Annotated in this window: 8 protein-coding genes; 2 read left to right on the forward strand and 6 right to left on the reverse strand. The window is 46.1% G+C overall.

Annotation, left to right across the window (positions count from 1 at the left end):
* Positions 1 to 14 precede the first annotated feature (14 nt).
* A complete protein-coding gene (locus tag IUA53_RS11090; protein WP_196897100.1) occupies positions 15 to 1,205 on the forward strand; it encodes a class I SAM-dependent rRNA methyltransferase in 1,191 nt (396 codons plus the stop codon).
* A gap of 82 nt (positions 1,206 to 1,287) precedes the next feature.
* Here the strand turns inward: IUA53_RS11090 and IUA53_RS11095 are convergent, their stop codons facing one another.
* The 6 genes from IUA53_RS11095 to IUA53_RS11120 all read right to left on the reverse strand — a co-directional run bounded on the left by IUA53_RS11095 (position 1,288) and on the right by IUA53_RS11120 (position 9,599).
* Complete coding sequence (locus IUA53_RS11095) at positions 1,288 to 1,515, reverse strand: DUF2061 domain-containing protein (protein WP_044056866.1); 228 nt, start codon at positions 1,513 to 1,515, stop codon at positions 1,288 to 1,290.
* A gap of 203 nt (positions 1,516 to 1,718) precedes the next feature.
* Positions 1,719 to 2,021 carry a PilZ domain-containing protein gene (locus IUA53_RS11100; RefSeq protein ID WP_044056865.1) on the reverse strand — a complete coding sequence of 101 codons (303 nt, stop codon included), beginning with the start codon at positions 2,019 to 2,021 and terminating at the stop codon, positions 1,719 to 1,721.
* Positions 2,022 to 2,185: 164 nt separating this feature from the next.
* A complete protein-coding gene (gene hrpA / locus IUA53_RS11105) occupies positions 2,186 to 6,109 on the reverse strand; it encodes an ATP-dependent RNA helicase HrpA (RefSeq protein ID WP_196897101.1) in 3,924 nt (1,307 codons plus the stop codon).
* Between the two features lie 109 nt (positions 6,110 to 6,218).
* The gene (locus IUA53_RS11110) at positions 6,219 to 7,535 is read right to left on the reverse strand and encodes a Na+/H+ antiporter NhaC family protein (protein WP_196899505.1); all 1,317 of its coding nucleotides are present in this window, start codon (positions 7,533 to 7,535) and stop codon (positions 6,219 to 6,221) included.
* Between the two features lie 121 nt (positions 7,536 to 7,656).
* Positions 7,657 to 8,688, reverse strand: coding sequence for a helix-turn-helix domain-containing protein (locus IUA53_RS11115; RefSeq protein WP_196897102.1), 1,032 nt, complete (start codon positions 8,686 to 8,688; stop codon positions 7,657 to 7,659).
* Positions 8,688 to 9,599 (reverse strand): GGDEF domain-containing protein, encoded by a 912-nt coding sequence (locus tag IUA53_RS11120; protein WP_044056863.1) that lies wholly within the window; start codon positions 9,597 to 9,599, stop codon positions 8,688 to 8,690. The genes IUA53_RS11115 and IUA53_RS11120 overlap by 1 nt, the downstream gene beginning before the upstream one ends.
* A gap of 305 nt (positions 9,600 to 9,904) precedes the next feature.
* On the opposite strand from IUA53_RS11120, the gene IUA53_RS11125 reads away from it, so the two are divergent.
* The gene (locus tag IUA53_RS11125) at positions 9,905 to 12,604 is read left to right on the forward strand and encodes a TonB-dependent receptor (RefSeq protein ID WP_196899507.1); all 2,700 of its coding nucleotides are present in this window, start codon (positions 9,905 to 9,907) and stop codon (positions 12,602 to 12,604) included.
* Positions 12,605 to 12,625 lie beyond the last annotated feature (21 nt).

Raw genomic sequence — 12,625 nt, forward strand, 5'->3', positions numbered from 1 at the left:
AAACAGAGAGTCACATGTCAGCACACATCGTTTTGAACACGAATAGAGATAAATCCCTTAGACGCCGTCACCCTTGGGTATTTGAAAGCGCCATTGCCGAAGTCAAAGGGCGCGCCAAAAGTGGCGATACCGTAGAGGTGTTTGATGCTAATGGTGATTGGTTGGGCCGCGGTGCTTTTTCGCCTGATTCGCAAATTCGTGTTCGCATGTGGACGTTTAAAAAAGAGGAAAGTATCGATAACGGCTTTTTCTTAAGAAAAATGGACGCTGCTCTGTCACTAAGACGGCGGCTTTTCGACCCCACTCAAACCAACGCTTTTCGCTGGATTGCGTCGGAAAGCGATGGCTTACCCGGTGTCACTATTGATGTGTACGACAATGTTGCCGTGGTTCAACTGTTAAGCGCGGGCGCAGAAAAGCACCGAAATAAAATTGTGTGGGCCATCACCAAGCTTTTACCTGACACCCATGTGTATGAGCGAAGTGATGTAGACGTAAGGAAAAAGGAAGGTCTCGCCCCTGTCACTGGTGTATTGGCTGGTAATCCGCCCGAGCAAGTTACCGTAAAAGAAAATGGCTTATCCATCGTGGTGGATATTGTTAATGGTCATAAAACAGGGTTTTATTTAGACCAAAGAGACAGCCGCGCCGCGGCCGGTCATTTTGCGAAAGATGCTCACGTTTTAAACTGCTTCAGCTACACGGGCACATTTTCATGCTATGCATTGGCCGGTGGTGCAGCCTCGGTGACTAATGTGGATGTGTCGCAACCCGCGCTAGATTTGGCCAAACATCATGTGGACATCAATAATCTCGATGCCAGTAAAAGTCACTATGTGAACAAAGACGTATTTAAAGCACTGCGAGCCTATCACGAAGAGGGGACACAATTTGACATGGTCATTCTTGACCCACCAAAATTTGTCGACAGTAAAGCTACGTTAAATAGAGCCTCGCGAGGGTACAAAGATATCAATATGTATGGCATTCATGCCGTTAAAGCTGGAGGCTTGTTACTTACGTTTAGTTGTTCAGGGTTAATGCCTGCCGATTTATTTCAGAAAATTGTGGCAGATGCTGCCCTTGACGCGGGGCGAACCATTAAAATTGTGGGGCGTTTAAGCCAAGCCTCCGACCACCCTATTATTGGCAGCTACCCTGAAGGATATTATCTCAAAGGCTTGGTGTGCGAAGTCACTGATTAACACAATTGGGCTCTCTTATCACCACAGTAATGAAAGGCAAAGCAAAGTCATCTACGGCATAGCTTGCCACTAAACGGTGAAATTAAGACGCCAATGTCATCGCTTGGCCGAACCCTTCTTCTTGCTGGTTATCGGCCTTAGTGCTTTCAATTTTTTTCCATACCAGTTCGTGGAAATAAAATGCCACCGTGTTAATCGCCGGTTCAACAAGCGCCACTGCGCCACCGACGACAAGGCTGCCTGTTAACAAGTACGCCACGGTAAATGCCACGGAAAAGTGCATAACGGCAAAAGTGATTGTCTTTTTCATAATGATGGTTCCTGAATAAGCTCTCAAAAGATGTTAATGAGAATTATTATCGAATAGGAAAGAAAAAGACAAACGATTTAATTGAATGCGTTAATTGTATTTTTAGAATCAACAAAAAGGCGAGACAGGTAAGCCCTATTCTCGCCCTTTTAGCACAGCCTCATCAATACTGTGCCCCTGCCCTGAAATAACCCAAAAGGGTGTTATTTCATCTCAGAAATTTCAACGCCAACAATACAACTAGAGTCGCCTTCTGGCACACAGCGCACCACAGTGGCAATGGCAGCAAGAGAAGGAACTTGAGAGCTGGGTGAGTCAATAGCAACACTCACTTGGGTGCCAATTTCGATGGATGGCTCATCAACTTCTAGTGACATACCCGTCGCACTAATGTCCTTACACATGGCTTGCATTGTACGACTTGATTCATCGTCGGTAACCTGCAACTGACAAGGCGAATTTACCATCATCCTGAAAAAATTGCGCTTATCGTCATATCCCAACATCTCTACTTCTCCTGATACCTTATCCGTAAACCTCAAACGCTCTTCTTGTTATAGGGCGATGCGCTGCCGTTGTCAATCTGGCCAAGCAAATATCCCTTCGCGCGGCATTGGCTAGCATCACAAAGTGTTGAAAAAAACACTTAGTATTCATGTTGCTAGCGCGATTAAAAGTCAGCCAAAAAAAGTGAAATTCGTTTTGCCGAAATGGGGTATGCCGTTCCTAATTGCTGCGCAAATAACGACACACGCAATTCCTCTATCATCCAGCGCACGTCCAGCAGCCTTTGAGGAACCTTCCCTTTTGGATATTTAGCGCACGCTTTTTCCCATTCAGCCGTGGCTTTTTCAATGGTCATTTGGTGCATGCGATCTTTATTCGGATCGATAGGCAGCTTTTCCAAACGACGGGAAAGCCCTGTTATGTATCGATTCCAATCATCAAGCCTTGCTTCACCAATGGATGAGACGAAACCAGGGAAAACCAAAGACGCGAGGTGCGCCTTACAATCACCCAATGCATTAATCATAGTAAGCGGCACATTCCCTTTCATTTGCTTTTGGCATTGATGAGCAAGGGTTAACCCTTTTTCAACCTGAGTGGCAATATGCAGTACCCTGTCGTTTATATTTGCTCTGACTTCATCCACACATGCGTCAAAGTCGGCTTTGCTTCGCACGTCAGTTTGATGCTGCTGCGTATAGTCGCCTACCAACGCATCAATACCGGCAAAGATGCAGTCATCAACTAACGCTTTTATTTGCCCAAAAGGATTGAAATACAAACCCAGCTTCGCTTTATTTGGCAGTTTGCTTTGCAAATAATTTAACGGCGAAGGCATGGCGTTTTTAATCAGAACATTGACCCCCTTTCGATGCAATGCCTGCGCTTTTTCTTGTTCATCAATCAGCGCAATATCAACTTTGTCCCCGCGCTCAACTAATGCTGGGAATGCCTGAACCTCAAAGCCGCCTACCTTTTGCACAAAAGTGGTGGGTAAGCGATCAAAATCCCATTCCACCAAGTCATTTCGCTCTAACTCTGGGGTGGCTGCTTTTTCAAAGGTTTGCTTAACTTGCCCCGCACAAGCTTGTTTCAACTCATGCAAAGTGTCGTTTTTAGCAATCACATTGCCATCATCATCCACCACCGCAAAATGCATGATTAAATGCTTATCTAGCGCAGCAAAATTCCACTCTTCTTCATCAATGGTTATACCGGTCATTTTACGAAGCTTATGCGTTACTGCTTCCACTAGCGATATAGGACGCCCGTTTTTATCGGTTTCACTCATATCGGCCATGCAAGCATCGGCAAAATTCGGGGCAGGCACAAAATTACGACGTAAACGCTTTGGCAGTGAACGAATCATGGCCACAATGCGGTCATGGCGTAACCCAGGAACCTGCCAATCGAAGCCTACCTCTTCTACTTGATTCAACACGGGCAAAGGTATAAGCACCGTCACCCCATCATCCTCAGCGTTCGGTTCGAAGTGATAGCGCAAAGGTAAGGTAATATTGCCCTGACGCCAAACATCAGGAAACGCGTTTTCAATCGCCTGGCCTGGCTGCTGCTTGTAAACGTCGTCTTCACTAAAGGTCAGCGCATCATTGCTTCCTTTCAGCTTAAACCACTTTTTGAACCCGGCCTCGTTATTGGCATCGGTAGGAATTCGTGAGGCGTAGAAGCTAACTAGCTCCTCATCATCAACGATTAAATCCCTGCGACGGGTCTTTTGCTCAAATTCATCCGCTTGTGCTAGAAGCGCTTGGTTGTCCTTAAGAAAGGCAAAATTTAATTTGGTATTACCTTCTACCAAGGCTTCGCGAATAAATAAGTCGTGACACACTGGTGGGTCAATTTGGCTATACACTTTGGCCCGTTTCATGACAATGGGTAAACCAAACAGGGTAACCTTCTCAAACGCGATTACCGCCCCGCGTTTTTTCGACCAATGGGGCTCAGAGAAGCTAGATTGCGTCACATGTTCCGCCAAGGGCTCTATCCACGTAGGATCAATTTTCGCGACCATACGGGCGAACAATTTTGACGTTTCGACTAACTCCGCAGCCATGACCCACTTGGGTTGTGACTTTGCTAACCCTGAACCGGGGAAAATCATAAAGCGGGTATTGCGAGAACCTAAGTACTCTCTGTCTTTATCTTTAAAGCCTAAGTGAGACAATAAACCGCTGGCAATGGCCTGATGAATAGACTGGTAGTCGGCCTCTTGTTTAACAATGCCAAAGCCTAACTCAGCAATGGATTTCTTTAATTGGCTTACAATGTCTTGCCATTCGCGCATACGCAAATAATTGATAAACTGCTGTTTACACCATTTTCGTAATTGATTTTGGCTAAGGGCATTTTGTTGTTCTCTAAAGCCGTTCCATACGTTAAGGAGACTGATAAAGTCTGAGTCTTTGTCGGCGTATTCGGCATGCTTTTCGTCGGCTTGCTGGCGTTTATCTTGTGGACGCTCTCGTGGGTCTTGAATGGACAAGCCTGCCGCAATAACCATAACCTCTTGCAGTGCATTGGTACGCTCTGCTTCTACCACCATACGCGCATAACGGGGGTCAATAGGAAGGCGGGCAATCTGACGCCCCAACTTAGTAAGCTGCATGCGGCCTTTGCTTTTTCCAATGGCTTGAATTTCTTCAAGCAACCTAAAGCCATCGTTAATGTTTCTATTGTCAGGTGGCTGTACAAAAGGAAACGCGGCAATATCACCTAACCCCAACGCCAACATTTGCAGAATAACCGACGCCAAATTAGTACGCAGAATTTCTGGGTCAGTAAAAGCTGGACGCCCTAAATAATCCTGTTCACTGTATAAACGAATACAAATACCATCAGACACACGACCGCATCGCCCTGCCCTTTGGTTGGCTGAAGCTTGTGAAATGGGTTCAATTGGCAAGCGCTGTACTTTACTTCTCGCGCTATAACGAGAAATACGAGCAGTCCCTGGGTCGATGACATATTTAATACCCGGTACTGTCAGCGAGGTTTCCGCAACGTTGGTTGCTAGAACAATGCGCCTGCCCGTATGGGATTGAAAAATTCGGTTTTGTTCCGCCGCTGACAATCTTGCGTACAGGGGCACTATTTCGGTATTTCGATATTGTTGGCGGCTTAAGGCATCTTGGGTATCGCGAATGTCGCGCTCTCCACTCAGAAACACCAGAATATCCCCAGGCGCTTCGCCCATAAGCTCATCAACCGCTTTAACGATGGCATCACTTTGATCGCCATCATTATTCGCTTCGTCGGGGTCATGATAGCGAATTTCAACGGGGTAAGTTCGGCCACTAACTTCAATTACAGGGGCACGATTAAAGTGCCGAGAAAAGCGCTGCGGATCGATAGTCGCTGAGGTAATAATAAGCTTTAAATCGGGGCGCTTCGCCAATAGTTGTTTCAAGTAACCAAGCAAGAAATCAATGTTTAGGCTGCGCTCGTGGGCTTCATCAATAATAATGGTGTCATATTGATTTAAAAACCTGTCTTGTTGCATTTCAGCGAGCAACATTCCATCCGTCATGAGTTTCACGTAGCTACGTTCACTCACCTGATCGCTAAATCGGATTTTAAACCCTACTTTTTCACCTAACGGTGTGTTCAACTCTTCAGCAATACGTGTGGCTACGCTGCGCGCAGCCAGTCGCCGTGGTTGTGTATGGGCAATCATGCCCTTCACGCCCCGCCCTAACTCAAGGCATATTTTAGGCAACTGGGTGGTTTTACCCGAGCCGGTTTCACCCGCCACAATCACCACCTGGTGCGCGGCAATGGCGGCCTTAATATCGTCTTTTTTGTCACTCACCGGCAGCGGCGGATAGCTTACTTCTGGTAAATTTTGTTGGCGAAGTTCACACGCTGACAACGACTTTTGAAGGTCTGCGAGCAATTTTTCATGCTCTGCGGCAAGCCGCTCATCCCCCGCGCTATTTGCCGATTTATCACCCTTGTCTTTTATCTGCTTCGCTAATTGCTGAATTCGACGCTTAAGCCTGAATTTATCGTTAATTAAGCAGTTATCCAGTTGTTCGTAGAGCGGTTTAATCGCAATGGGTGCAGACAAAATAACATCCTAATGACTAATGTAAGGCTTGCCCTGAAAGGCAGTGATAAAAAGGATGACGATCCTAGAAGAAGCCGACCGAAATTTCCAGCGTAATTCTGATAACGGCCTAAGCTTGGCTTAGCCCGTCATCATTTTTTTGGCTGAATTGGGGAAAGTTAAACCAAATAGCCAGTAAGCCGAACACGAAAATAAGCATGGGATACCAACAATAAGGTGTTATCGCTAGTGGCGAAATACCGACAACGGCAGCAGCGCTCAATAATTGTGCGCCATAGGGGACTAAGCCTTGAAAGCTGCATGAGAAAATATCAAGCAGTGAGGCGGTGCGTCTAGGATCAACGCCATACTTTTCATTAAGATCACGGGCAATGGGGCCGGCGGTCACGATGGCAATCGTATTGTTTGCCGTTGTCACATCTAAGAAACTGACCAAACCAGCAATACTGAACTCTGCCCCTTTTTTGCTGCTTACTCGACGGGTAAGCCTGTCTATAAGCCAAGCTATCCCACCATTAGCATGCATAAGTGCCACTATGCCTCCAATGGTAATAGCAATCATGGCCAAATCTTGCATCCAGCCCATGCCTTTTTGAATACTGTGCATCATGGTAAGCACGGTGAAACTGTCTTGAACTAAGCCCACCACACAAGCGGTAATAATGCCTACCGCCAATACAGTAATCACATTAAAGCCGGTAAGTGCAAATACAATAATAAGTACGTAAGGTAAAATGCGCCATAGGTCATATGCGCCGGCCTCAACCAACTCAGACGTATCAACATCAATGAATAACAATAAGGCCAGCGTCACTAAACACGCCGGTAACGCCACCATTAAATTTGCCCTGAATTTGTCTTTAAGCATCACCCCTTGTGTTCGGGTTGCAGCAATAGTGGTATCTGATACAAAAGACAGGTTGTCACCAAACATTGCGCCACCCACCACAATACCAAGGGCTAGCTCAATGGGTAATCCCAAACTGGTAGCCAAGCCAGCGCCGATGGGTGAAAGGGCAGTAATGGTGCCCATGGAGGTGCCCATTGCAAAAGAAATAAAACAGCAAATGAGGAAAAGCCCCGGTAAAATCATGGCGCTAGGCACAAACTGAAGTGCCATATTAACCGTGGCATCACGGGCACCAATGTCGATGGTGACCGCGTAAAATGCGCCAGCAAGTAAGAATATCAGCACTAACAAAATGATATTTTTATCACCGCCGCCTTTGCAAAACGTTTGAACTTTATCAGCAAATGTCTCTTTTTTTCCCTTCGGGTTTAAACACAATCCATACCCCGCACTAATAAAAAACGCCACCAAGATGGGCATAGCCGTTATATCGTTGGTAAGTAGGCCTGTTGCTACCACCAGCACTACAAACAACAAAATGGGGGTTAAGCCCAGTAAGTTAGGGGCTAAAGGCATAGCCTTTGGGGAGGACAAATCGTTAGGTGACGTAGAAGATTGCACAGCGCTCACTTAGGTAATTTATGGTTTGCAAAATAAGCCTAAGAGGATAAAAGGTTTTTTGGCTAAAGCAAAGTAATTATAGCGCCCTTAGTTCACTTGGCGTATGGCCCGTCAGTCGCTTAACCGCCCGCCTAAAATTAGGCAAATCGGAAAATGCCATTTCAGAGGCACTTTGTTCATTGTTAAGCTTTTTCATTGCCAACAATACGATTGCCTGCTCTCGCCTTACTTCTTCTGTAAGCGCACGATAACTGTATTCGTGCTCTTTTAGTTTACGCTTAAAGGTGGCTGCACTCATTGAAAACTCAGCGGCCGCATCGGGCAAGCTGGCGTGCAAATTATGCTCAGTAAGTAATCTCACCTTATCGAGTATACTCAGTGTAGCGTCACTGCTGGTATGGGTGCCAATTTCAGGCTCAACGAAAGAGCCATGCTGGGCTTCCCCACCCACATTCCCGCGTTCAAAGGGGGCCAGCACACTTCCTTTAGGCAGCATCAACGACATAAAAGGAGCATTAAAATTTAATCGCAAACCTAAATAGGTTTCAAAATCTTCAATATTACGTGGCCGAGATGCCGTCATACCAAAATGAAACGGCAGGCGGGTTTTACTGCTCGCTTTCGCAAATGCCACTAACATGGATAGGCTAATTTGCATTACAAATGGCCAAATTTTGCTGCACCCCATGGCATCCCTTGCTACCCACAGACTATTCTCATTCACTTCATAGCGTGCAAAAGACACTAACGGTAAACACAGCCAACGCTGTGTGGTGACCAGTCGTATCACCTGAGTGAGGCTGCCCGCGTCTTTGATGGACGAAAATTCATGGTTTAGCAAGGCATTGGCCAAATGCTTACCAATAAGAAAACTGGCGTCTTTCGCTTTACAATAGCTTTGTACATTGCCTATTAAGGCGATAAGTTGTTTACCACTTACCCGCAAATTAGGGGTTATCGCATCGTCAAATATCCCTGTGCCTCTCAATAACTTATGCACAGACACGCCCCGAGGTTCAGCAATAGCTAACACGGCGCACACAAAGTGATAACCGGGGATCACCTTATCGTGTTTGCTAACTGGCAACGGTGGCGACGTCAGTGCCATTAGGCAGCAGTCCTCTGGCCTTTCTCTAACTTACCCAACATACCTCTAAGAATGTTGGGTAAATGGGATACTGGCGTAAGCTGAGCCACTTCGGCGCGGGCACTGGTATAAATCGCCTCTGCACTTGCTTGATGTCTAAAAGCGACATGCTCAATACTGATGCAAATTTGTTTCACAATATTATAGGCTTGGGTTTCACATACGTCGGGCAATAAAAGCGCGAATCTGTCCCCGGCATACCGACAGGCCAAATCTTGCTGCCGTAAATTCATAATAAGTAATTGCGCCACTTCATGCAGATATCGGTCACCTTCAGCTTGCCCGTAGCGCTCGTTAAAGTAGGAAAAGTCATTGATATCTATAATGGCAACATAACCGTTCCCCCCACTTTCCTGAAACGCTGCCGCGCGGGCTTGCCAATACTCCCCGCGATAAAGCTGCGTAATGGGGTCTATTTCACCATGATCGCGATAATCCCACTCTCTTCGTCGCAACTGAATATTAATCGCCCGCTGTTCGTGGTGCCATAAATACAAGGCCCCGGTCATCACCAACATTCCAACTACAGCAGGAAAAGATTCAATCATACTGAGCCAATGGGACGCAGGGGGATAACGCAGAAATTCATCGAGTAAATCGAGGCTGGCCGAAAATAAAATACACCCCAGGCCAATCACAATATAGCGCGTCACTTTGCCTGGTGGCCGGCTCGCCAATGCAGATAAGATCCACGCCAAGGTCAGTAAAACAATGCTGCCTTCCCCGAGTATGTCTAGCCATGAAATTTCAGCAAATAGCTTCGGGCTACCCGCATTAAGACTTAACACCAGTGCCAGAGATAACACGGCGACGGTGAACACTAACCACCCTTTATGGTGGCCAAACTGGGTGTGATTACGTAATTTGAACATGCAAAACTCAAGGTTAAATTTTCTGTGAAATATCCCACTTTCACAGGTATTGTCGAGGGTCACTTTGGCTCACGAATATGACAAGCGGATGTCAGCGAAAGGAAAAGCCACGATAAAATCCAATTATTTCATTTAAATTCATAAACTTAATAACGGGTCATTTTAGCTCACTGTTTTTTATCTAAGGCTAAAATCCATCATTCCTTGGTTTTTTATCTCCCCTACGTCACAGAAATGTCACATGCGCTTTCTACTTTAGCCATGCATCGCACTCTTCATACTTAGAAAATGGATAAATAATGAAAATGAATAATCGTCTTAAACCGTTAACGATTGCTTGTATCGCTGCGTTAGGCATGTCTATTTCTCAGCAAGCCCTTGCTGGGGATGGCGCTATTGCCGGGCAAATTAATGACAGCGCCGAAGCGCGGGTTTACGTGGGCGCAAAAATTAAAATCAAAGAATTAAATTTGGTGACAGAATCTCGCCGCGACGGTTCATTCCGTTTTCCTTCTGTCCCTGCGGGCAAATATACCCTTGAAGTGAGTTACCTTGGTGAGCAAACCAAGCGTATTCCTATTACGGTTTCTGATGACCAAACCATTACGCCGGTTGTCGTATTAGGTGAAGACGATACGTTAGAAGAGTTACTGGTGCTGGGCCAACGTAGTAGTCAAGCCAGCGCAATCAACCAGCAACGTGTGTCGAATAGAATTTCAAATGTGGTTTCTGCTGACGCCATTGGTCAATTCCCCGATCAAAATGCTGCAGAGTCCCTCCAACGTTTGCCTGGCCTCACCATAGAACGAGATCAAGGTGAAGGACGCTTTGTTGGCATTCGCGGTATCGACCCTAACCTGAATAATGTGGTAATTAACGGGTTAAACATTCCATCACCAGAATCTGGCGTGCGTTCTGTGGCGCTAGACGTTATTCCTTCAGAACTCATTCAAACGCTAGAAGTATCTAAATCCGTCACGCCAGATATGGACGGTGATGCCATTGGCGGCTCTGTGTCTGTAAAGAGCGTTAGCGCATTTGATAAGCAGCAAGACACCGCCAGCGTGACCGTACAAGCCAGTCAAAATGACCTGCGCGACGAAACTAGCCCTAAGATCTCTGGCACGTTTACGCAAAAAATCACCCCCGACTTTGGCGTGGCCGCGGCCCTGTCCTACTTCGACCGTGAGTTTGGGTCTGACAACATAGAAAGCAATGGCGATGATGAAGTTGAACAACGTCATTATTCTATTACCCGCGAACGTTTGGGTGCAGCGGTAAACTTTGATTACCGTCCCGATTTTAATAACCAATACTTCTTGCGCACTTTGTACAGTGAGTTTTCAGACGATGAGTACCGTATGGCGAATGCCTTTACCTTCGACGGTGAAGACTCAGAAATTGTTCGTTCAAGCAAAGACAGATACGAAAGCCAAAGTATATTTACTGTAGCCTTAGGCGGTGAGCATCAACTCGACACGTGGCAGGCAGATTGGCAAGTTGGCTATGCAATGTCGGATGAAGATGAACCTAATGCGCTCTATTACGATTTCGTCACCGAAAACGACAGCATTGAAAGTAATTTGGAAACCATGATCCCACAGGTCACCCAAGATGCTGACGCCATGGATTTGTCTACCTATGAACTGGATGAAATCGCGTTTGAAGATAACTACACAAAAGATACGGAAACCAGCTTCAAACTTGATTTAACTCGCCCTATCACCTTAGGTGACTATAAAGGTGAGTTAAAAATGGGGACTAAGTATCGCACCAGAGAAAAAGACAGAGATAGCCAAATCTTCATTTATGATGGTGATTTTGACGATATTGCCCCCGCTGATTTTGCGGGTGCGTCGCCAGACTACAGCCTAGGTGACTTTGGCCCAAGTTTAGATCGTACTGGACTGCGAGATTTCTTTAACACTAACCGCAGTAACCTAGAGTTGGCTGAACTCGATTCAGAAATTGAATCTAATGGCGCAACCTATGTTAACCAAGAAGATATTTTTGCCGCCTACGTCATGGGCAGTGTGGATATTAACAACTGGCACATTGTGGCAGGTGTACGCTATGAAAGCACAGATTTCTCCACCGAGGGAATGCGTGTAGAGCTAATCGAAAATGAAGAAACTGATGTTGAAGAAGTGGTTAACACCCCTTGGGCTTCTGACAAAGATTACGATCATTGGCTGCCAAGCATCAACGTGCGTTACAGCTTTTCTGAAAAGCTTCAACTTAGAGGCGCCTATACACAAACCATTTCTCGCCCTAAATTCGAAGATGTGGCGGCCTTTCAAATCATTGAAAGTAAAACCGAAGAAGATGATGGCGAATTTGTTACTGAGCGCGAAGCTGAAGTGGGTAATCCTGAGCTAAATCCGTATGAAGCACAGAACATCGACATTGCATTGGAATACTACCCAGGCGACATTGGCGTATTATCAGCAGGTTACTTCTACAAAGATATCGACAACTTTGTTGTATTTGCCGATGTAGCGGGCACAGAAGGCTGGGAAGGTTACGACGAGGTAATACAAGCTATTAATGGTGACACCGCCACCTTACACGGCTTAGAGCTATCGTGGGTGAAGGCATTTAATAACGGTTTCTTAGTGGCCGCCAATGCCACCTTTACCGACTCAGAAGCCACCACTTATCTGGAAGGTGAAACCTACGAAACGCAATTGCCGAACCAGTCAGATCGGGTGGGTAACCTCACGTTCGGCTACGAAGCTAACGCCTTTAGTTTACGCTTAGCCATGACCTATAAGAGCGAAAACTTTGAAGAAATTGACGGCGATATGCTGCGCTTTGAAGATGATCACACCCAGGTGGACTTCATGGCTAAGTACTTTATCAACGACGACATGCAATTGTACTTCAATGCCGTTAACCTCACCGATGAACCTTTCTACAACTACTTCGATACGCGCAACAAAAATGCGCAATATGAAGAATATGGCCGCACTTACCAAGTTGGCTTTACGTGGCAGCTACGCTAATTATTTGCCCTATACCAAGCT

This window comes from Alteromonas sp. B31-7 (assembly GCF_015767655.1).
Taxonomy (GTDB): domain Bacteria; phylum Pseudomonadota; class Gammaproteobacteria; order Enterobacterales; family Alteromonadaceae; genus Alteromonas; species Alteromonas australica.

Coding starts and splice junctions, on each gene's coding strand:
- IUA53_RS11090 (WP_196897100.1), top strand. CDS start 15: ATGTCAGCACACATCGTTTTGAACACGAATAGAGATAAATCCCTTAGA.
- IUA53_RS11095 (WP_044056866.1), bottom strand. CDS start 1,515: ATGAAAAAGACAATCACTTTTGCCGTTATGCACTTTTCCGTGGCATTT.
- IUA53_RS11100 (WP_044056865.1), bottom strand. CDS start 2,021: ATGTTGGGATATGACGATAAGCGCAATTTTTTCAGGATGATGGTAAAT.
- IUA53_RS11110 (WP_196899505.1), bottom strand. CDS start 7,535: ATGCCTTTAGCCCCTAACTTACTGGGCTTAACCCCCATTTTGTTGTTT.
- IUA53_RS11115 (WP_196897102.1), bottom strand. CDS start 8,688: ATGGCACTGACGTCGCCACCGTTGCCAGTTAGCAAACACGATAAGGTG.
- IUA53_RS11120 (WP_044056863.1), bottom strand. CDS start 9,599: ATGTTCAAATTACGTAATCACACCCAGTTTGGCCACCATAAAGGGTGG.
- IUA53_RS11125 (WP_196899507.1), top strand. CDS start 9,905: ATGAATAATCGTCTTAAACCGTTAACGATTGCTTGTATCGCTGCGTTA.